At 70.0% G+C, this 21,719-nt stretch carries 16 protein-coding genes; 11 read left to right on the top strand and 5 right to left on the bottom strand.

What is annotated here, in order from left to right; genetic code table 11:
• Positions 1–5 precede the first annotated feature (5 nt).
• The 7 genes from TR33_RS21430 (at position 6) to TR33_RS21400 (ending at position 7,499) form a co-directional block, all read left to right on the top strand.
• Positions 6–857 carry a spermidine synthase gene (locus TR33_RS21430; RefSeq protein WP_042285032.1) on the top strand — a complete coding sequence of 284 codons (852 nt, stop codon included), beginning with the start codon at positions 6–8 and terminating at the stop codon, positions 855–857.
• Between the two features lie 60 nt (positions 858–917).
• A complete protein-coding gene (locus TR33_RS21425) occupies positions 918–2,132 on the top strand; it encodes a hypothetical protein (protein ID WP_042285030.1) in 1,215 nt (404 codons plus the stop codon).
• A 213-nt stretch (positions 2,133–2,345) separates the two neighbouring features.
• Positions 2,346–3,530 (top strand): sensor histidine kinase, encoded by a 1,185-nt coding sequence (locus TR33_RS21420; protein WP_042285203.1) that lies wholly within the window; start codon positions 2,346–2,348, stop codon positions 3,528–3,530.
• On the top strand, positions 3,527–4,201 hold the full coding sequence (locus TR33_RS21415) for a response regulator (RefSeq protein WP_042285027.1): 675 nt from the start codon (positions 3,527–3,529) through the stop codon (positions 4,199–4,201). The genes TR33_RS21420 and TR33_RS21415 overlap by 4 nt, the downstream gene beginning before the upstream one ends.
• A gap of 159 nt (positions 4,202–4,360) precedes the next feature.
• Positions 4,361–5,686 carry a cytochrome ubiquinol oxidase subunit I gene (locus TR33_RS21410; RefSeq protein ID WP_042285201.1) on the top strand — a complete coding sequence of 442 codons (1,326 nt, stop codon included), beginning with the start codon at positions 4,361–4,363 and terminating at the stop codon, positions 5,684–5,686.
• A gap of 18 nt (positions 5,687–5,704) precedes the next feature.
• Positions 5,705–6,643 carry a cytochrome d ubiquinol oxidase subunit II gene (locus TR33_RS21405; protein ID WP_042285025.1) on the top strand — a complete coding sequence of 313 codons (939 nt, stop codon included), beginning with the start codon at positions 5,705–5,707 and terminating at the stop codon, positions 6,641–6,643.
• Between the two features lie 514 nt (positions 6,644–7,157).
• Positions 7,158–7,499: a hypothetical protein gene (locus tag TR33_RS21400; protein ID WP_014908370.1), complete on the top strand. Its 342-nt coding sequence runs from the start codon at positions 7,158–7,160 to the stop codon at positions 7,497–7,499.
• A 244-nt stretch (positions 7,500–7,743) separates the two neighbouring features.
• Here the strand turns inward: TR33_RS21400 and TR33_RS21395 are convergent, their stop codons facing one another.
• The 4 genes from TR33_RS21395 to TR33_RS21380 all read right to left on the bottom strand — a co-directional run bounded on the left by TR33_RS21395 (position 7,744) and on the right by TR33_RS21380 (position 12,115).
• Complete coding sequence (locus TR33_RS21395; protein WP_014912731.1) at positions 7,744–8,055, bottom strand: Dabb family protein; 312 nt, start codon at positions 8,053–8,055, stop codon at positions 7,744–7,746.
• 458 nt (positions 8,056–8,513) lie between these two features.
• Positions 8,514–8,783, bottom strand: coding sequence for a DUF6406 domain-containing protein (locus TR33_RS21390; RefSeq protein WP_042285023.1), 270 nt, complete (start codon positions 8,781–8,783; stop codon positions 8,514–8,516).
• Between the two features lie 179 nt (positions 8,784–8,962).
• Complete coding sequence (gene secA2 / locus TR33_RS21385) at positions 8,963–11,269, bottom strand: accessory Sec system translocase SecA2 (RefSeq protein WP_020379935.1); 2,307 nt, start codon at positions 11,267–11,269, stop codon at positions 8,963–8,965.
• 234 nt (positions 11,270–11,503) lie between these two features.
• A complete protein-coding gene (locus tag TR33_RS21380) occupies positions 11,504–12,115 on the bottom strand; it encodes a GTP-binding protein (protein WP_014911233.1) in 612 nt (203 codons plus the stop codon).
• Positions 12,116–12,872: 757 nt separating this feature from the next.
• Here TR33_RS21380 and hisS point away from each other — a divergent pair.
• From hisS to TR33_RS21360, 4 genes are all read left to right on the top strand, one after another.
• Positions 12,873–14,189, top strand: a complete 1,317-nt coding sequence (gene hisS / locus TR33_RS21375) for a histidine--tRNA ligase (protein WP_017533625.1) — start codon at positions 12,873–12,875, stop codon at positions 14,187–14,189.
• A 209-nt stretch (positions 14,190–14,398) separates the two neighbouring features.
• Positions 14,399–16,855, top strand: a complete 2,457-nt coding sequence (locus TR33_RS21370) for an ATP-binding protein (RefSeq protein ID WP_014909358.1) — start codon at positions 14,399–14,401, stop codon at positions 16,853–16,855.
• 165 nt (positions 16,856–17,020) lie between these two features.
• Positions 17,021–19,549, top strand: coding sequence for a LuxR C-terminal-related transcriptional regulator (locus TR33_RS21365; RefSeq protein WP_042285020.1), 2,529 nt, complete (start codon positions 17,021–17,023; stop codon positions 19,547–19,549).
• A gap of 408 nt (positions 19,550–19,957) precedes the next feature.
• Positions 19,958–20,800, top strand: a complete 843-nt coding sequence (locus TR33_RS21360) for an AMP-binding protein (protein WP_014909407.1) — start codon at positions 19,958–19,960, stop codon at positions 20,798–20,800.
• Between the two features lie 60 nt (positions 20,801–20,860).
• On the opposite strand, the gene TR33_RS21355 is transcribed toward TR33_RS21360, so the two are convergent.
• The gene (locus TR33_RS21355) at positions 20,861–21,388 is read right to left on the bottom strand and encodes an ATP-binding protein (protein WP_014912178.1); all 528 of its coding nucleotides are present in this window, start codon (positions 21,386–21,388) and stop codon (positions 20,861–20,863) included.
• Positions 21,389–21,719 lie beyond the last annotated feature (331 nt).

Here is a 21,719-nt window from a genome sequence, read left to right as displayed (position 1 = left end):
GGGACATGGGCCGACGTGTGCGTGACAGGAGCGAGCCGGAGGAGGAGCTCTCCCCCGTGCCCGGGGTGGATCTGCTCGCCGACGCCGACCGGCCGAACTCGTGGTTCCTGTTGGTGGAGGGGACACCTCAGTCGCACGTCGACCTGGCCGACCCCTCCCACCTGGACTTCTCGTACGTACGTCGGATCGCCCACGCCGCCGATCTGGTCGCTCCGGAGGGGGAACCGATCGAGGCCCTGCACCTGGGAGCGGGGGCGTTGACGGTCGCCCGGTACGTGGCGCACACCCGCCCCGGTTCGACCCAGCGGGCGGTGGACGTGGACGCCGCTTTGGTGGAGATGGTCCGCCGTCGGCTGCCGTGGGATCGGCGGGCGCGGTTGCGGGTCGGGATCGACGACGCCCGCACGTGGATCGGGGCCCGTCACGACGCCTGCGCGGACCTGATCGTGTCGGACGTGTTCTCGGGCGCGCGGACCCCGGCCCGGTTGACGTCGACGGAGTTCTACGCCGAGGCGGCGCGTGTGCTGCGTCCGGACGGTCTCCTGGTGGTCAACGTCGGCGACGGTTACGCGTTGAAGCACACCCGCGCCCAGGTGGCCACGGTGCGTTCGGTGCTGCCGCACGCGGTGCTGACGGCGGAGCCGGGGATCCTGCGCGGCCGCCGGTTCGGCAACCTGGTGATCGTGGCCGGACACCGACCGCTGCCCGAGGAGGAGCTCGGCCGCAGGGCGCACCGGGACACCGAGATGGCCCGCATGGTCGCGGGCGAGGACCTGGACCGCTTCGTCTCCGGCCACGCCCCGGTCCACGACGCCGACGCGGTCGACTCCCCCGAGCCCCCCGTCGACCTCTTCTGACCCCGACCGGATGTGGACGAGATCCACCGAAAGGCGCGATGGTCTTCTACCTTCGTCGGCATGCGTCTCCTTCCCCGCCCCCCGGGCTTCGGCCGAGAGCCCCTGGAAACGAGTGCCTCCGGTGACGAGAGCCCGCCCAGGCTGTGGCTGCACATCGCCGTGACCTGGGTCATGGCCGGCCTGTGCATCGGAGCGATCGTGGGAGGAACCCTGTGGTTCCTCGGCTTCCCCGAGATCCCCAGGCCGGAGGAGCTTTCGCTGCGCGCCTTCGAGGCGGTCCTGGTCCGGGCGTTCGCCGTCATGGCCGGCCTCAGCGGTATCGCGCTTCTGGTGATCGCCTATCACCGACAGCGCAATAACGACCTGGAGAATCTGAGGGCCCACCGGGCGGCGGAGCGCGACGGGGTCAAGCTGTTCAACGACCGCTTCACCTCCGCCTACACCGAGCTCGGCAACGAGCAGGCCACCGCACGTCTGGGCGCGGTGTACGCGTTGGCCCACCTGGCCGACGACGCCCCCGACCCGGGGTTGAGACAGACCTGTATCGACGTGCTGTGCACCTATCTCCGTATGCCGCACGCGCCGCGGCCCGGAGACGACGTCGAACCGGGCTCGCCCGAGTATCAGGAGTACGAGGCCTTCAGAGAGGTACGGCGCAGCATCGTCCGGGCGATCGGCGACCGACTGCGCGACGAGGAATCGCCCTGGCACGGGCACCGTTTCGACTTCTCCGACGTGGTCTTCGACGGCGGGACCCTTCGTTCGGTCCATTTCCTGCGCGGAAAGTTCATCTTCAATCGGGCCGTGTTCGCCGAGGGCGACCTGGACCTGCGGTACTCGCGGGTGGTGGACGCGAACATGAACTTCCGCAACGCGCGGTTCACCGGTGGCACCGTCAACCTGCGTCATGTCCGTTTCGAGGGCGGGTTCACCGACTTCTACAAGGCCGGGTTCGAGGGCTCGGAGGTGCTGCTGCACGACGTGCGGATCGCGCCGAAGACGATCAACCTGACCGGTGTCCGTTTCGCCTCCGGCCGGGTGGAATTCGACTCCCACCGCGGGGAACCCGCCCTGGGGGACCCGCCGGACGGTCTGCTCGACGCGGTGGCCGCGGGAGAGCCCGGTGTGGTCCGTCTACCCGGGTCCTGGACGTCGACGTCCACGGATAACGGGGCGTTCGACGATCCGGAGGAGACGCCCTCTCAGGGGGAACGGGCGGGACGAAAAATGACCGGAACCGGACAACCGCACCTTTCCGGTACCGAGAACCTCTAGCTTGGAACCAAGCGCGCCACTCCCCCAGCGCCCTCCGAGGACCAGAGAGGCCCCCTTCTCCCCTCGGAGGTTTCTCGGCCGCCCGGAACCGGCCCCCCGGTACCGGGCGGCCGACGCATGTCCGGCGTGTACCGCGGAAGGAGTAGGCCCGGAGGTCGAGTGACCCCTCCAGGAGGACGGACGATCGGAGACCGGGGCCGTACCTTCGAAGTCGTGGCAGCACTACTCCGAGCCGTTCCCCGTCCCACCCGCGCCGACCTGTGGATCACGATCACCCTGCTGGTCCTGTCCGTGAGCAGCACCATCGGGATCGAGATCGTCGATCCGGTCCCCGACGACCTGCGGCCGTGGCCGTGGGGGTACGCCCTGATGCTGGCGGCCTGTCTGCCGCTGCTGTTGCGCACCCCTCTGCCCCGTGTCGTGGGTCTGCTCTCGGTGACGGCGTCGACCGTCTACTACCCGCTGGGATTCCCCGACGGCCTGGTGATGCTGTGCACGGCCGTCATGCTCTACACCCTCGTCAGGCGCGGCCACCGGGTCTTCGGCTGGTCGCTGGGCATCGGCCAGTTCGTCTCGGTCAACGCCTACGAGTACCTCGCTCTGGGCTCGGTCCGCCCGGAGGCGATCGGGGTCGTGGGCTGGGTCCTGGTCCTGTTGTGCGCGGGCGAGGTCGTCCGGTGGCGGGCCGAGTACCAGCAGGCCGATCGGGAACGCGAGGAGGAGGCGGCCCGAGGCCGGGAGGAGGAACTCCTGCGCAGGGCGTCGGACGAACGTCTGCGGTTGGCCCGCGACGTGCACGACACCGTCGCCCACAACATCTCGCTGATCAACGTGCAGGCCGGGACCGCGCTCTACCTCATGGAGAAGGAACCGGAGCGGGCCGCGCAGGCGCTGAGCACCATCAAGCGGACCAGCAAGGAGACGCTCGTCGAACTGCGCGCCATCCTGGGGGTGCTGCGGGCGGTGGACGAGTCGGCTCCGCGATCCCCCGCCCCGGGACTGGACCGGGTCGACGCGTTGGTGGAGGGCACCCGGGACGCCGGAGTGGAGGTGGACCTGGAGATGGTCGGCGCCGAACGTCGGCTGCCCCAGGGGGTCGAGGGCGTGGCCTATCGGGCCCTCCAGGAGGCGCTCACCAACGTGGTGCGCCATTCGGGGGCCTCCCGGGCGAGGGTCCGGATCGTCCACGAGCCCTCGTGGACGACGGTGGAGGTCTCCGACGACGGTCGGGGGACGGTGGGTCCCCCCGCGGCCGGCAACGGGATCACCGGCATGCGCGAGCGGGCCGCTCTCGTGGGCGGCGAGGTGGACGTCGGACCGGCCGAGGGGGGAGGATTCCGCGTAGTGGTGCGGCTGCCGGTGGACGGCGGTCCCGACCGAGGAGAGGACAGACGTTGATCCGGGTACTGCTCGCCGACGACCAGGCACTGGTGCGTGCCGGGTTCGGTGCCCTGCTGAACAGCGAGCCCGACATCGAGGTCGTCGCCGAGGCGGGCGACGGTGACGAGGCGATCCGCCTCGTCCGTTCCACCCGCCCCGACGTGGTCCTGATGGACATCCGGATGCCGGGGACGGACGGACTGACCGCCACCGGTCGGATCCTCGCCGACCCGGCGCTGGAACGGACGCGGATCGTCATCCTCACCACCTTCGACCTGGACGAGTACATCTTCGAGGCTCTGCGCTCCGGGGCCAGTGGCTTCCTGGTCAAGGACACCGAACCCCGCGATCTGTTGCAGGCGGTCCGTGTGGTCCACGCGGGCGAGGCGCTGCTCTCCCCCGGGATCACGCGCAGGCTGATCGCCGACTTCGTCAAGAGACCGAACCGTTCTCCCGGCCCCTCTCCTCGGCTCAACGGTCTCACCGACCGGGAACGGGAGGTGCTGTCCCTGGTCGGCCGCGGGCTGTCCAACGAGGAGATCGCCGGGGAGCTGGTCCTGAGCCCGGCCACGGCGAAGACCCACGTCAGCCGGGCGATGGTCAAACTCGGGGTCCGCGACCGGGCGCAACTGGTGGTGCTGGCCTACGAGACCGGTCTGGTCACCCCCGGCCGGGCCGACCCCGGGTGACCCCTCGGGGGGACCCTGAGACCGGACGGGGTCGTCCCGTACACCCGAAGGCGTAGTCGGTCGTCCCGGGTGGACTCCCGGAGGACGATGCGCGCGGCCCGACCCTCGGCGGATGCTGTCTCGCGTCCCCACCTCCGAGAGTCGAAGGCGCCGACCGTGTTGCTCGAAGATCCTCTGGCCTTGGCCCGCCTCCAGTTCGCGTTCACCGCGGCCACCCACTACATGTTCGTGGCCTTGACCCTCGGCCTGGCCCCCTACATCCTGTTCACCCAGTTCGTGGCGGCTCTGCGCGGTGCTCGTTCCCGCATGCTCTCGGTCCGTTTCTGGGGCGGCCTCTACCTGGTCAACTACGGCATGGGCGTCCTCTCCGGCCTGGTGATGGAGCTGCAACTGGCGTTGAACTGGAGCGGAATCCAGGAGACGTTCGGCTACACCTTCGCGGCCCCGCTGGCCATCGAGACGATGACGGCGTTCTTCGTCGAGTCGACCTTCCTGGGTCTGTGGATCTTCGGCTGGGACCGGATGGGCCGCTGGGCGCACCTGTTCTGCTTCCTGGTGGTCTCCCTCACCGCCTACGGTTCCGCCTGGTGGGTCCTGGTCTCCAACGGTTTCCTGCGTCACCCGGTCGGCTTCGAGATGGTGGACGGCGTCGCCCACCTGAGCGACCCGATGGCCCTGGTGACCAATCCGGCCGCGGTCTTCGCCTTCCTCCACGTGGTCACCGGCGCGATGACGGTCGGCGCCCTGGTGGTGGCCGCGGTCAGCGCCTATCACCTGCGCCGGGGACAGGACGAACACGGGATCTTCCGGCGCGGAATCCGCTACTCGGCGATCATGATGTGCGTGATGCCGATGCTCGTGGTGGGTTTCGGTGGAGCCCAGTTCCAGATCTTCGGCCAGAACCCGCCCACCAGCGGGCTGACCTACACGGCCGAGGAGATCGCGACGATCGAGGCGTCGGGGGGTGGTGGTCTCGTGGCCGTGGCCAACCTGACCGGTGACGTCGTCATGATGACCTCTTGGGCGGTGATGTTCTTCCTCGGGCCGCTCATGCCGCTGTTCCTGCCGCTGCTCTCCGCTCGACGCGGCCGGTGGGGGCGTCGTCTGGGGCTCGCGCCCGGTCCGGAGTTGTTCTCCCGTCCGCCGGCCCGATGGATCCGGTGGGCGCTGGCGCCCCTGCTCGTCTCCCCCGCCCTGCCCTACCTGGCGAGTATCGGCGGCTGGGTCTACCGGGAGACCAACCGTCAGCCCTGGGTGGTGGTGCACCACCTGACGACGGCCGACGCGATGACCCCTATGTCGCCCGCCGCCGCTCTGGCCTCGTTCACGTTCTTCACCCTCGCGTTCACCGTCCTGGCCGTGGTGACGTACACGCTCCTGTTCCGCTATGCCCGGCGCGGCCCCGAAGGGGGTCCCCTCGCCGAGCGACGCGCGGACGCCGACCCCGGGGCGGACGAGCCCGCCGCACCCGTCCACACGTTCTGAGACCTCCGGGAGACAGCCATGGACCTTCTCTCCGTACCCTCGCCCTCCGCCCTGCTCCTCGCCCTGTTCGTCGTGGGCTACCTGGTGCTGGCCGGGGCCGACGTGGGGCTGGGCATGCTCATGCCCCACGTGGCGCGCTCCCCCGATCAAAGACGCCGGGTGGTGGCGTCGATCGCCCCCTACTTCCTCGCCTCCGAGGTCTGGCTCGTCGCCGCGGTCGGGGTGATGGCCGGGATGTTCCCCGAGCTGGAACACCTGGTGGTGGCCCGGTTGTGGCCGGTCCTGGTCGTACTCCTGGCCGGGTGGCTGCTGCGCGACGCGGGCCTGTGGTTCCGTGCCCGGGTGGACACGCCTCGATGGCGCGGGGTCTGTGACACGGCGATCGTGGCCGGGAGTTGGACCCTGGCCGTGTCATGGGGGCTGGCGGTGGCCGGGCTCCTGACGGACGGGCTGTCGCCGTCCCCGTTCCCGGTGCTGTGCACGATCACGGTCGTCTGTCTGTTCGCGTTGCGCGGCGCGGCCTTCGGCGCCGAACGACTGGTGGGACCCTTCGAGGCGGAGAGCGCGGACGTGGCCGCGCGGGCGACCCGGTCTCTCGCCCGTTTCGCCTTGGGCGCGACGATCGCCACCGTGCTCGCGGCGCCGTGGAGCGGCGGCCCCTCCCCGACGAGTCTCGGGGTGGCCGTGACCTTGGCGGTGGTGTTGGCCGCGGCCCTGGCCCTGACCTCTGGCCTGACCGGGCCGATGTTCTCCCGACACACGTCGGCGTTGGCCATCGCGATTCCCGGCCTACTGGTGGCGTCGACCGCGGGTCTGCCCACGTCCGGGCTCCCGGGCACGACGGCGGTGTTCGTGTGGTCGATGCTCCTGCCCGTGGTTCCGGTCATGCTCTTGGGGCAGGTCTGGTTGTACCGAATGACACGCCGACCGGCCACGGGAGCGACCTTCTTCGCCTGAGTCCGAAGCGGGGACAGCGCAGTTCAACCGGGCGATGGACGGTGCGCGCCCCGTCCATCGACGGGCTCGCCCCCGCATCGCGTCGACCGTCGCGGGTTGGCGGCGGAGGGTAGTGGGCACTCCATGTCTCGGAACAGGCCCCGTATCCCCGGGAGTGTCCCGGGTGCGACGGTGCGGGCGCCAAGACGAGCCCTGAGGAGGGACCGTGATCCACCCCCTGATGACTTCCCCGAGCCTGAGTTCCTGTAGCTGCGGGTCCGGCTGCTCCTGCGGTTGCCAGAGCGGCGGAAGCTGTAGCTGTGGCGGAAGCTGCTGATCCTTCCGACCGGGGCCGCCCCCGCCCCTCTGGGGGCGGCCTTCCCTGGTCGAGCTCGTCCGGCTTGGAGTCGGACGTCCCCATCAGGGCCCACACCTCCGGCATCGCGACAATGCGCAACGATATGTGTACTCTATGTCACAGTGCTTGCCCATGAGGGAAGCCGCTGCGTACCCACCTGCTGGGGGGAGATCAGCGATGTCGCCGTTCACGAGGCCGGCGGGCCGGAGAGGACGCCTCTCCGAACACGCGCGACTACTCGAATGCGTGCAGGGGATCCTCGAACGATCCGACCGCGCGGTGCCCTGGGAGCCGGATACCGTCGGATTACCCGACGCCCGCTCCGACAGCGCCCTGGCGCGGATCAACGACGTGGCCTTCTACGCCAACGCCCGCGACGAGGTCGCCGCGTTGGCCGGGGTCTGTGTGGACCTACTGCGACTACACGGCCCCGCCGAGAACGACGAGGACCGCTGTCGGAACTGTCATCTGGACTGGCCCTGCCCGACCTTCGGAGAGATCTCCCGCCTTCTGCGCTGAACCAGCCCCCCGAACACGGACGCCGCCCGCCGGGGCCGGGGCGCGATCCGATCTCGACGGGCGGCGGTCCTGCGCGTGTCTGCCTCCGGCACCCCACGACCGAACTGCCGGGTGCCCTCACCGGACGAGGCGCACCCCGAGGCTAATACTGGAACCCGTTCTACCGCAATACCCGAATCAGGTTCGGAACAAGCGAGAAGCCCGGGGGAACGGACCCGCCGGGCTTTCTGGAACAGGATCCACCTCACCGCCGGTCGATGTCGGGGATCTCCAACTGGAGGGCGGACCGCTCGGCGAGCAGCGGTCGAACGACCGCGAGCGCGGCCTGGTGGTCGGGATGGTCCCGGTAGACGGCGTATCCGGCCGCGTCGGCGACGTCGGCCACCACCGCGAAGTCGAAATTACCCTCGGACAACCCCTCGTCCGGGCCGAAGGAGTAGTCGATGAGCTCGGGGATCGCCTCGGGCAGCGCCCCCAGCGCCTCGCCGACCCGGGAGATCTGCTCGGCCGTGGTGCCCTCGCGCCAGCGGAACAGTGCGATGTGTCGAAGTGCCATACCGCCGAACCTATCCGGCCCGGCGCCTCACGGACGTCGGGCCCAGGGGCGGGGGACAGCCCCTGGGACCGACCTCGGGATCGGCGCGGCGACCCGTGCCCCTCCAACGGTGAAGGGCCCTCCCCATGGACAGCGGGGCGCGCCGTACACCTCTGACATTAACGAATTGGCGGTAACGCGAACACCCCCTTCGGATAACCGGAACGTCTCGATTCATCCGGAGGAAACCGATCGGACCGGCACTGACCTGGGGTGTGACCCCGCCTTTGCGGCCTGATCGGCCACATCCACCGGACACGGGCCCCGCAGAACGGCTCACCCGAAAATCGGCGAAACAGAAAAAGCCCCCGCCGGAAAAACATAAGCCACTACCCTCGGCAACCTTCGGGGGAAAGGTTGCGGGGGGTTGCATTCCGGCGGAGGCCGGAGAGGACGACCTGTGTGCTCGAAGGTCGAGGTCAACTGACCCTGGTGGCCAGTAGATACGCTCCCGGCGAATCGGCGTCCACTATTTCAGTGACCCGCCACGCCTGACCTCCGACGCTGAAGGCATCGCCCACACGAACGTCGATCATGGGCGTGGGTCGCCACTCCTTCGGACCACCGATCTTGGCCACCGGGCGGCCGTCGTCGTCGATCCAGAAACTGCCACCACCGACGGGACCGCCGGCGAAGCGGTCGTTGCGCCCGTAACTGATCTTCTCCTGCGCACCGATCTCGTGAACCAACGTGGATTCAGTCCCAACCGTCTCGGATCCATTGAAAACGCATCCATATTAACCCTCTCCCCACCATTACATGGGCAAGGGAGGACCTGGTTCAGCGTTTCATCAGAATAGACGACAAAAGTAATGCGCGGGCTAGGACTTTAGTCCTGACCCGCGCGAGCGAGAACGCAGGGAATGGCTCAGCCGCCGTTACTCGAACCCCGGTCGCCCTTGAGACGGCCCACCAGGGTCTCCAGCGCGGAGCTGAAGGGGTGGTCGTGGACCATGTAGGTCCACGTCATCGAAGGCCGTTTCACCCCGACCGAGCTCACGTCGAGCTCCCCGTCGACGACCTCCAGTTCGGCGAAGCTCTCGGCGGCCCGTGCGCGCGCCTGGTCGAGGAAGCCCTTGAAGACCGGGACCGCCTCGCGGTTGAACTCGTCCAGCGGGTCACGGCGCCCCAGGTACCGCAGGTGGATGCCCTCCCGCAGCTCCGACAGGAACGCGTTGTGGTCGGTCCAGCCCCGGTCCAGGTGGTAGAGCGTGATCAGCCGGGCCGCCGCGGCGACGCGTTCGGCGTCCAGCTCCTCGACCAGTTCCTCGTGCCGTTCCTTGCGGTCGAGCTTGACATGCCGATCCCCCTGGTCACCGGTGAGGACCAGTTCGCGGTGTTCCAGGACCACCTCGCGCTGCACGTCGATGAGCTTGTTGTAACGCCAGGTGTTGCGGTGCACCTCCAGCAGGCGTCCCTCGGAGACCCGCTGCGCGTGGTCGACCACCGCCAGCCAGGCCTCGTCGGTGATCTCGCCCAGGGCCGTGGTCGTGTAGCCGGTGGTCTCCGACGCGTGCTCGACCAGCAGGTCGTCGTCCATGCTGACGAAGAAGATGGAGTCGCCGGGGTCTCCCTGACGTCCGGCGCGCCCGCGGAGCTGTCCGTCCAGACGGCTGCTGGGGTAGCGGCCGAAGCCCATCACGAACAGACCGCCGGCCTCGACCACCCGGTCGCGGTCGGACATGTCGCTGCCACCGAGCCGGATGTCGGTTCCGCGACCGGCCATCTGGGTGGAGACGGTGACCGCGCCGTAGGTGCCCGCCTCGGCGATGATGGAGGCCTCGTCGGCGTCGTTCTTGGCGTTGAGGACGACGCACTCCAGCCCCGCCTCGCGCAGCCGGTCGGCCAGGAGCTCGGACTCGGCGACGTCCTGTGTGCCGATGAGGATGGGGCGGCCGCTCTTGTGGACCTCCTCCGCCCGCGCGATGAGGGCGTCCTCCTTCTCCTCGCGCGTGGCGTACAGCCGGGTCCCGTGGTCCTCGCGGATGTTCGGCTTGTTGGAGGGGACGACCGCCACCTCCAGCTCGTAGAACTCGCGCAGCTGCTCGGCGACCGACATGGCGGTACCGGTCATACCGGCGAGCGTCGGGTAGCGCATGACCAGGGCCTGGACGGTGATGGAGTCCAGGATCTCGCCGGTCTCGCTGATCGCCACCTTCTCCTTGGCCTCGACGGCGGCCTGAAGACCGTCCGGCCAGCGCTGGAGCAGGGCGATCCGGCCGCGCGACTCGTTGATGATGCGCACCTCGCCGTCGCGCACCACGTAGTGGACGTCGCGCTGGAGCAGCACCTGGGCGTGCAGGGCGAGGTTGACCTGGGGCAGGAGGGAGGAGTCGTCCTCCGCGTACAGGTCGACACCGCCGAGGGCCTTCTCCACGGCGTCGATACCGGCGTCGGTGAGCTGGACGTTGCGACCCTCGCCGTCGACCTCGTAGTGCAGACGCGGCTTGAGGTCGCGCACCACGTCGGCCATCTCGATGTCGGCGGGGACGCTCTCGGCGGCCCCGGCCAGGACCAGGGGCACGCGCGCCTCGTCGACGAGCACGGAGTCCGCCTCGTCGATGATGGCGACGTGGGGTTCGGGGACCACGCGGTCGTCGGCGTCGGTGACCATACGGTCGCGCAGGACGTCGAAACCGAGTTCGCTGACGGCCGCGTAGGTGACGTCGCGACCGTAGGCGCTCTTGCGCTCCTCGGTGTCGGAGTCCTCGTTGATCCAGCCGACGGTGACGCCGAGCATGCCGTAGAGCGGTCGCATCCAGTCGGCGTCGCGTCGGGCGAGGTAGTCGTTGACGCTGAGCACGTGCACACGCTTGCCCCGCAGGGCGAAACCGGCCGCGGCCAGGGCACCGGCGAGCGTCTTGCCCTCACCGGTGGCCATCTCGGTCACGTGGCCGTCGAGCAACGCCATGACTCCGAGGAGCTGGACGTCGAACGGCCGCTCGCCGAGCGTGCGGCGCGCGGCCTCACGGCCCACGGCGCACAGGTCGACGAGGTCGGCCGGAGAGTAGGGGAGCTCGGCGTAGCCGAGTTGGATGGCCTTCTCCTTCAGCTCGGCATCGCCGAGTTCACGCAGGCCCTCCTCTTCGGCCTCGATCGCCGGCAGGAGCTTGGTATAGGGCCGCAGGTCCACCGCACCGGGCTTGCCCAGTAGGCGGCGGACGCTTTCCGCCATTCGTCCGAACACCACGCCAGGGTAACGCCGGGCACAAGCGATTGGTTCCCCTCGGGCCGTCCTTTGTCCGCACGACAGGCACAGAACAACCCAAAAGGAACAATCAGCTTCATAAGTGGTGCGACGTGTCCCGAGAACGTCGGAGGGGAGGAGGGCCACGCCAGGAGGGTCCGTGAAGAACGGTGGCGGGCGCGGGAGGGGCGGAAGAAGGGGTTCGGAGGAGGGACGGAACGGTCAGGCGAGCTGACGGATACGCTGACGGGCCTCCACGGCCATGGCGTGCTTGACCAGGGTCAGCAGGACCTTGACCACGGACTTGCGGTCACGGGCGTCGCAGTAGACGACCGGCACGTCGGCGGTGAGGTCGAGGGCGTCGCGCAGCTCGTCGGCGCTGTAGGCCATCTCCGGGTCGAACTCGTTGACGGCCACCACGAAGGGGAGCTTGTACTGGCGCTCGAAGTAGTCCAGGGCCTGGAAGGTGTCCTCCAGGCGACGGGTGTCGGCGAGGATGACCGCTCCGAGCGCGCCGCGGACCAGCTCGTCCCACATGAACCAGAAGCGTTGCTGTCCGGGCGTACCGAACAGGAAGAGGGTCAGGTCGGTGTCGAGCGAGATGCGGCCGAAGTCCATGGCCACCGTGGTGCTGGTCTTGTCAGGGGTGTGCGAAAGGTCGTCCACTCCGGCGCTGGCCGCGGTCACGGCCGCTTCGGTGCGGACCGGAGGGATCTCGGAGACAGCACCGACGAACGTGGTCTTACCGACCCCGAAGCCCCCGGCGATGATGATCTTGGTCGACAGTGCGGTGGGGGCGTGGGCGTTGTTCGTGCTGTTGGCTGAGTGGATCACAGTTTGTCCTAGCGAGAGTGCCGGGTCTGCAGGGACGGTTGGCTCACGACCCGGTCTGGAGGGGCGCGGATCCTCTCCGGGTCCGAGCCTCCGTAGGAGGATCCGCCCCTGGAACCTAACACCGGACGGCGATGGAGTCCGGGTTTTCGGCAGAGTGGGGAACACCACCACGAACACCGACAAGGGCGGCTGTAACGGTCAACGCGCAGTTGACAGGGTCTTGAGGCGGGATGTCCACCTCGTGGCGACGTGTCCGTACTCCGAGACGGAACGTAGTCAGATAAGCACATGGGCGTACCCTGGAAGGTCGACTTTACGACATTGTGAGCGGCCATTTTCGGCCGCTTTCGGCCGCGCCGATCCCTGTCCGGAGCAGCCCCCTGCATCTACGGTGGAGTCCAGGGCACCCACCGAGTGCGGTCGTCGACGACTCCTGGCACGAGCGAACGACCCCACGGGGCCCGGCGGCGCCTTGGGGCGCACGACCACGACCGACGTCTCGCTCTTCGACGTCGGGCCGGCCGTACCACCCCGTCAGGGCGTTCAGAGCCCCACCGGCCCACAACCGTCCACGTGGGCCGGTGGCGGCCCGCCTCCCGCTCCCTCTTCTCCGCCACCCCTTCGCGCCCCAATGCGTAGGATGGACGCGCCGCCCCCTCCCCGACCGGTCCTCATCGCGCACGCGCGCGACACCGGGGCGGGCGCCGGGCGGCGATCAGACCAGCCACACCACTCCCGAGGGAGCCGAGAACCCCACATGTCCGAGCAGCGCGTCGTCCGCCCCACTCCCATCAGCGGTTTCCCCGAGTGGACCCCACAGGTCCGGGCCGTGGAGCAGCGCTGGCTGGACCATATCCGCGCCGGGTTCGAGTCCTTCGGCTTCGCCTCCGTCGAGACGCCCTCCGTGGAGAACCTGGACGTGTTGATGGCCAAGGGCGAGACCTCCCAGGAGGTCTACACCCTGCACCGTCTCCAGGCCGACGCCAAGGACGACTCCGACGCCAGGCTCGGGCTGCACTTCGACCTGACCGTGCCCTTCGCCCGCTACGTCGCCCAGCACTTCAACGAGCTGACCTTCCCGTTCAAGCGTTACCAGATGCAGCGTGTGTGGCGCGGCGAGCGTCCGCAGGAGGGCCGGTTCCGCGAGTTCACCCAGTGCGACATCGACGTCATCAACGTCGACTCGGTCCCACTGCACTTCGACGCCGAGCTCCCGCGCATCGTGCACCGGGTGCTCAGCGGTCTCGACATCCCCGCCTGGACGCTCAACGTCAACAACCGCAAGGTGCTCCAGGGCTTCTACGAGGGGCTGGGCATCGAGGACCCGATCGCGGTCATCCGCGCGGTGGACAAGCTCCACAAGATCGGGGACGAGGGCGTGCGGGAGATCCTGTCCGCCGAGGGACTGACCGACGAGCGGATCGAGCCCTGTCTGGCCCTGGCCCGTCTCAAGGGCGACGGCCCCGACGTGGTGGCCAAGGTGCGAGAGCTCGGGGTGCGCTCGGAGCTGCTCGACGAGGGGCTGGAGGAGCTGGCGTTCGTCATGAACGACCTGGCCGACCTGCCCCGGGGCGACGTGGTCGCCGACCTGTCCATCGCACGCGGCCTGGACTACTACACCGGCACCGTCTACGAGGCCTCCTTCGACGACGACCCCGGTTACGGCAGCATCTGCGCGGGAGGGCGCTACGAGAACCTCGCCGGGCAGTTCATCCGCCGCCGGCTCCCCGGGGTGGGCATCTCCATCGGACTGACCCGCATCTTCGCCAAGCTCGTCGCCGAGGGGCGCATCGAGGGCGGCCGGGTGTGCCCCACCGACGTGATGGTGGTGGTCCCCAACGCCGAACGGCGCGCGGAGGCGCTGCGCACCGGTGAACTGCTGCGCGCGCGGGGCCTCAACACCGAGGTCTTCCACTCCACGAGCAAGGTCGGCAAGCAGATCCAGTACGCGTCCAAGAAGGGTATCCCCTTCGTGTGGTTCCCGCCCTTCGAGGAGGGCGGCGACCACGAGGTCAAGGACATGGACGGAGGCGAGCAGGTCACGGCCGATCCGACCACCTGGTCCCCCCGCTGATCCCGTGAACCCTCGGAGGGGGCGTCGCCGCCCCCTCCCTCCGCCCCCTAGCAGGTCGCGGACCGGCATGGGCGGTTTTTCCACCGTCCGTGCCGGAACCGGCCATTCCCGAGACAGTCCCGGGTACCGAGTGCCAGACTGGGACGGGCCGCCCCGCGACCGCACCCCGCCCGTGGGCGACCGACTTCGGTGTCCTAGTAATCGAGGCCATGTCTCCACCTCGCCACAATCTTCCCCTGTCCGCCGGTGAGTTCATCCGATTCGTCGGCCGTGAACGCGACATCGTCGACCTGGGTCGTCTGCTCGATACCGCCCGGATGGTCACCCTGACCGGCACCGGGGGGATCGGCAAGACCAGGCTCGCCCTCCACCTGGCCGAGCGTGTACTGCGTCGTTTCCCCGACGGTGTGCGGTTCATCGATCTGAGCGAGGCCTCCACCCACGAGCAGGCGCTGCGCACGGTCGCCGCGGGCCTGAACGCGGTCCAGGGCGACTCGGCGACCCTGTTGGACGGGATCATCACGGCCCTGCGGACCCAGCACCTGCTGCTGCTCCTGGACACCTGCGAGCACGCGGTGGGTCCGATGGCGGAGCTGTGCCGGGCCGTGCTGCGCGACTGTCCGAGGGTGCGCATCCTGGCGACCAGTCGCCAGCCGCTGCACGTGCCCGAGGAGAACATCTGGCGGGTCCCCCCGCTCTCGTTGCCCTCACGGCCCACGCCCACCGACCCCTACGCCGCCGTCCCGGTGCCCATCCCCCGGCGCGACGCCCAGCGCTACGAGTCGGTGCGGCTGTTCCTGACCCGCGCGCACGCCGCCCGCTCCGGTTTCGAGATGACCCGGGAGAACTCCGGCTACATCGCGGAGATCTGCCGGATGCTCGACGGCATGCCCTTGGCCATCGAGCTGGCCGCCGCCCGGGTCCGGGTCCTGTCCGTGCAACAGATCCTGCGCCGCCTGGACGACCGCTTCCGGCTCCTGAGCGGCGACGGCGCCGGACACCTCCCGGAACGTCAGCGCACCCTGCGCGCCGTGCTGGAGTGGAGTCACGGCATGCTCACCGACGCCGAGCGCGCCCTCCTGCACCGGTTGTCGGTCTTCTCCAGTTGGTACCTGGAGATGGCGGAGGAGGTCTGCTCCGGCGAGGGCGTGGAGGCCACCGACATCCTGCCGCTGCACTTCTCCCTGTTGGACAAGTCGCTGGTGGTGATGGACGCCGAGATCGACGGGACCGCCCACTACCGGCTGACCGAGACCGTGCGCGCCTACGCCGCCGAACGTCTGGTGGAGAACGGGGACGGCGAGGAGCGTTGGAGCCGCTACCTGGCCTTCACCATCGACCGTCTGGAGCGGGCCGCCAAGACCGGCGAGGGCCCTCTGGAATGGTCCGAGCGGCTGGGCCGGCTGCGCATGCAGGACCACCACCGTGAGAACCACGCCCGGGTGGTCCTGTGGGCCCTGGCCAAGGGGCGCTCGGACGACGCGCTGCGCGTGTGCGTGGCGCTGCGCTCCTACTGGCTGGTGCGGGACCTGACCGCCGAGGGCAGCCGACTGCTGGAACAGGCCCTGGATCGCGACCCCGACTCCCAGTCGCCGCCGCTGCGGGCCCGCGCCCTGGCCCTGCGCGCCGAGCTGCGCCTGGACGTGGACCCGGCCCCTCGGGTCGCCACCCTCGCCCTGTGCGCGTTGGAGGCGGCCCGTGCCTGTCGCGACGCCGCGGCCGCCGCCTCCGCGCTGGCGACCCTGGCCGCGCTGTCTCTGCGCACCGGTGCCCTGGAGGAGGGGGAACGCCGGGCCCGTCGTTCCCTGGAGTGGGTGGCCGAGGCCGGCGACCATCTGACCGAGGGCATCGCCCTGAGGGTCCTGGCCCGTCTGGCGCGGCGCCGGGGTTGCCCGGAGGAGGCCGTCGGCCATCTGGAGGAGGGTCTGGAGAAGGCCCGCCGGCTGAACGATCACTGGAGCCAGGCCCGCTGTCTGCACGAGCTGGGTTCGATCGCGGTCGAGGCCGGCGACCACGAGGGCGCCGAGGCCCTGCTGTCGGAGGCTTTGGAGATCTTCGGCGACATGCCTTCGGACCTGGCGTTCGCGCACTGCGCGGCCGACCTGGGCCGGCTCCACCTGGCCAGGCACGATCCCCTCTCCGCGCGCGCCCCGCTGGCCCGCTGTCTACGGGTCGGTTTCACCTCCGGTCGTCGGATCGCGGTGGCCCGGGCCTTGGAGGCCCTGGCCGAGCTCGCCCTGGCCGAGGAGGAGTCCAGCCGCGCCGCCGCGCTCGCCGGTGTGGCCGCCGACCTGCGCACCTCGTTGGACCGGCCCTCGGCCGAGACCGTCCGGCTGCGTTCCGCGGTGGAACGCAGGGTGGGCGCGGGTCCGGCCGCCCAGGCCTGGAACGCCTGGCGGTCACTGCCTCTGGAACAGATCCGTGATCGGGCCCTGGCCTTCCCCCGCCCCCAGGGCGCGCAGCCGAGCGGGCCCGACTCCCTGACCCCGCGCGAACGCGAGATCGCCACCCTGGCAGAACGGGGTCTGTCCAACCGTGAGATCGCCGAGGAGCTGACCATCAGCCAGGCCACCGCGGCCCGCCATATCGCGAACATCTTCAGAAAACTTTCGATTTCGTCCCGGACGCAGTTGACCGGCTGGGCCGCACCCCGCGAACCCGGGTGAACCCGCCGAGAACACGCCGGGGCACTTGCACAGTGCGCGTGCACCCGCTAAACCAGAAAGCCCAAGCAGCACCGCCCCTCTCGATGACGCCCACCCCTCGATCACCCGGTCATCGGCGGTGCGGCCGACCCCCGACAGCCCCTACATGTGAAGGCCATGGCACCTTTGACCGCGCCGGCGCGGCACAACCTCCCCCGGCCGGGCACCGGCTTCGTTGGCAGGGAACCGGATCTGAGCGATCTGCTCCACCTGCTCGGTACCGGCCGCTCGGTGAACATCCGCGGTGTCGACGGCATCGGCAAGACGCGGCTGGCCCTGCGCGTGGCCGAACAGTCCACCGTGTCCTTCCCGGACGGGGTGTGGTTCGCCGATCTCACCGATGTCCGAACAGGGCTGGAGGTCCACGCCCGGATCGCGGAGGCGGTGGGCGTGGTCGAGGAGCCGGGGCAGCCTCTGGCCATCACCGTGACCGAGGCCCTGCGCGACCGGCGTCTGCTGCTGATCCTGGACTCGTGCGAGCACGTGGCCGCCGAGGTGACCGAGGTCGGCGAGGCCCTGTTGGAGTCCTGCCCCTCGGTGACGTTACTGCTCACCAGTGAACAGCCGGTGCGGCTCTCGGGCGGAACGGTGTGGATGGTCCCGCCGATGTCCCTGCCGCCGACCGCGCGCAATGCGCCGCCGCCCGACCCGACCACGGCCGAACCGGTGCGGCTGTTCATGGACCGCGCGCGTGCGCGAGACCCCCGGTTCACCGTTTCTCCGGCGGAGTCGGAGACGGTGGCGGCCCTGTGCGCCCTGGCCGGCGGGATGCCGTTGGGGATCGAGGTGCTCGGCGCGGCCGCGCCGGAGCGGGGTGTGTACGAGCTGTTCCGAGGGGTGCACGACCACCTCTCCTCCCCCGAGGCGCTGCCCGGGCCGGGGCAGGCGGTCACCCGCAATCAGGTGCTGCCGTTGGTGTTGGACTACGTCTACCGGGGCCTTCCGGAGCCCGAGCGGGTGCTGCTGCGGCGTCTGTCGGTGTTCCGCGGGTGGGATCTGGAGCTGGCCGAACAGGTGTGCTCCGACGAGGGCCTGCCCGAGACGGACATCCTGGATCTGCTCACCTCCCTGTTGGACCGTTCGCTCATCACCGTGACCGGCGAGTTCGAGGGGCGGGTGCGCTACCGGCTGCCCGAGGCCGTGCGCAGGTTCGCCGAGGAACGGCTCATCGCCGCGGGCGAGTCCGACACCTTCCAGGACCGTCTTCTGGAGCGGATGCTGCTCCTGGTGGAGGACCTGGGGCGCAAGCTGGAGTCGAGCCGTTCGATGTCCTGGTCCGAGCGGGACTCCGGCCGTCAGCGGGTGATCGCCGAGTACGACACCCTGCGTTCCCTGTTGCGCCGGTCGCACCAGCGCGGCGCGGCGGAGTCGGGTCTGCGGCTGTGCGTGAGTCTGGTGGCGCACTGGGTGAGTCACAACAACTACTCGGAGGGCGCCCACTGGATGGACCGACTGCTGGCGTTGGAGGAGGCCGACAAGGCCCCCTCTCGGGCGCGGGCGCTGGTGGGCCGGGCACAACTGGCCCGGGTCCGTCGCGACCACGACCTGGCCCTGTCCCTGGGTGAGGAGGGGCTCCGGCTGTGCCGGGAGAACGGCGACGACACGTTCGTCCGCACCTCGCTGAACCTGCTGGCCCTGGTGGAGGTCCGCGAGCACCGGACCGACCGGGCCTCGGTGCGGGTGGAGGAGGCCTTGCGGCTGTGCCGGGAGTCCGGTGACCTGTGGGGCGAGGCGATCGCCCTGGGCACCCGGGCGGTCCTGGTGGCCCGTCAGGGTGACTACCCGACCGCCGACCACCACTACAACGCCGCGTTGACGCTGCTGCGGGGGATCGACCACCGCTGGGGTGTCGGGGTGATCCTGATCGGGCAGGCCCGGGCCGCCGAGGCCAACGGCGATCTGATGACCGCCGACCGTTGTTACCGGGAGGCCCTGGACACCCAGCGGCTGATCGGCGCGACGGCGGAGGAGGCGCGGTGCCTGTCGGGGATCGGCCGGGTGGCGCACGCCCAGGGATCGATCGGTCAGGCCTATGACTACCTGAGCGAGGGGCTCCTGCTCAGCCATCAGAGCGGCCAGCGGGCGGAGGCCGCCCGGAGTCTGCTCTCCATCGCCCGTCTGGCGTTCGAGAACGGGCTGCGCGAGCCCGCCTGCCGGCTGGCCGGGGCCGCGGTCGTCCTGCGCGAGCGGGTGGGGCTGCCCGCCCACGGCGCCCCGTGGCCGTTCGTCGACGTGGAGCGGGTCCGTCGCCGTCGACGGCAGTTGGTGGCGTGGTGGGAGCAGGGACGTCTCCTCGGACAGACCGAGGTGGTCGCCGAGGCCGAGCGGCTCGCCGAGGAGGGACGGCGCGCGCCCATGGCGCCCCGGCGCCGGACCGAGGAGCCCGAGCCCTCCCGTCCTCGGAAGCGGGCCGCCCGTCGGCCGACCGGTCCGACGCATTCTCCGGAGACGACCAGCCCCCAGGAGAGCCTCACCAAGCGGGAGCTGGAGATCGCGCGTCTGGTCAGTACCGGCAAGAGCAACCCGGAGATCGCCCGAACGCTGTTCATCACCCCGTCGACGGCCGCGCGGCACGTCGCCAACATCAACCGCAAGATGGGGTTCCATTCCCGCACGCAGATCACCGCGTGGGTGGAGCTCCACCAGGCCGGTTGAGCCTCTCGTGGACGCCCCGAGACGCGTCCGCACTCCCTCGTACGAGGGCTGTGTAGACCACTCCTGCCCAGAATCTACATATGCACATGCATGGCAAGATGCATGTGCATTTGACTGTGAAAGCGCTAGGCTTCCAGCCATGGGAGAACACACTCACGACATCGCCCGGGCGAGCGGGGGCATGTTCCCCTACCGGCCGTCGGAGACCGGGCCGCACACCGGCGTTCCGACCGGCCTTCGGTCTCGAGGTGGCCCTCGGGATCGGTGGGTGACCGTGCCGGCGCGAGGGAGAACCTGGGGAGGGACCTCGCCGCGAGACACCGGCACGGCGCCTCCGGGCTCGCCACGCGGAGGGGGCGTGACGAGCCCGGGGCGCACCCGCGCATACGACGCCGACTGGGGGAACGCATGGGGGTAGGGCTGTCTTCTGGAACCGGACGACCGGGCCGGCACCTTCCGCGCCGGGACGACCCGATCGGCTCCCTCACCGGAGGCCTTTGCGAGCGGCTACGGCTGCGCTCCGGTCGAGGGGGGACGATCAGGGGCGGCTCGGGACGCACCGACGCACTGGCCTTCGCCGCGACCATCGAACAGGCGGCGGCGGGGCTGAGCCGTCGCGGGCTGTGCCTGGGAGACGTGGTGGGCGTTCTCGCCCCGGTCTCCCCCGACCGTTTCCTGGCCTCCTACACCGTGATGGCGGTCGGCGGGCGCGCCCTGACCGTGCTTCCCGAATCGGACCCCGAGACACAGTGCTCGGCGCTGGCCGAGACCGACGCCCGGCTCCTGTTCGTCAGCGAGGACATGGCCGAACGCGGGCTCGAACTGGCCGAGCGCTCCCGGGTACGGCAGATCATCACCTTCGGTTCGGCGCTGGGCACCACGCCCTTCGCCGAACTCCTGCTGCCGAGCCCCGACGGGAACGGCTACAGCCCGGCCCGCGGGCTCTTCGACAACGGTCTCCTGGGTTACGAGAACACCGGCGACGGTATGTTCACCACCCTGTACACCCACCACGACCTGCTGGCCCGCTTCGCCGAACTACGCGAGGAGCTGGCGCTGACCCCCGACGACGTCGTCGGGGTCGATCGGCGCGGGGACGAGGCCACCCGGCACGCCCTGGTCGCGCTGGCCCTGTGGACCGGCGCCTGCGTGGTGGCCGGGGACGACTGCCCGCCTCCCGAGGGACGGAGCGTCACGGTCGAGTGCTCGCCCGAGCCCACCAGGATCTCCCGGCCCGACCGTCCGCGGTAGCGGGAGGCCGCCCCGCGCGGTGATGAGAAGGGGGTCGAGGGCCCACCCTCGCGCCCGGACTCAGGAGTCCCGCGCGGCCGATCCCTCGTCGTCGATCTCGAACCAGGCCACGTGCGTGGCGTCGCTCCAGTACTCGCCGCTGCGCGTGGCGCAGTTGTCCACGATGAGCTTGCCGCGACCGTAGTCGTCGCCGTCCTCACGGGTGTGCTCGTCCGCCACGCCCTCGGGCTCACGCGCGCCCTGGTCGGCGACGGCCACCCTCAGGCGCTGCTCGTCGGAGCGGATGAACAGGGTCATGACCCCGCCGCTCTGCCCGGAGCGGGAGTGCAGCAGGGCGTTGGTCGCCAGCTCGCTCACGGCCAGCTCGGCGTCGTCCAGAGCACCCTCGGAGTGCCCGGTACGGGTGAGGAACTCACGAACACGGGCGCGGATGGAACGCACGGCGGTCAGGTTCCCCGCGCAACTCCACACGGTGTGGTCGGTGACCCCACCCGTCAGATCGCCGACGTCGATCGTCGGCGCCGTCGACGACGCGGCCTCCGGGGCCTCCGCGGGCACATAGTCCCGGAGTTGCCTCGCCTCAGCCATCCGGTCACTCCAATCACCCGCGTCGGGCGCGCGGGTCGCGCCGTCCGCACTCACCTTAGACAAGGGTGTACCGAGTCCAGAACAGCACACCCGCGTTCGTGGCGCCGGGTATTGGCCACAAAAGCCCCTCCCGTGTCCTCCCCGATGTGCACAAAGGAAACAGTCCGGCCCCTGAAGAGATGCCTGTGAGGTGCAACACGTTGGCAATGCGCTGTCACAATCCTCCCCATGGGGACCGCCGGAACCCCCCGACCCCCCGAAGGGTATGCGATCGCCCTCCCCCCTGAACTCGGGAGAACTACCCAGAGTGATCGACCCCCTGGCAAAGACG

It is taken from the genome of Nocardiopsis alba (assembly GCF_000710955.1).
In the GTDB taxonomy this organism is placed as follows: Bacteria; Actinomycetota; Actinomycetes; order Streptosporangiales; family Streptosporangiaceae; genus Nocardiopsis; species Nocardiopsis alba.
The sequence above is the reverse complement of the archived record's forward strand: the minus strand, read 5'-3'. Positions and strand labels throughout refer to the sequence as shown.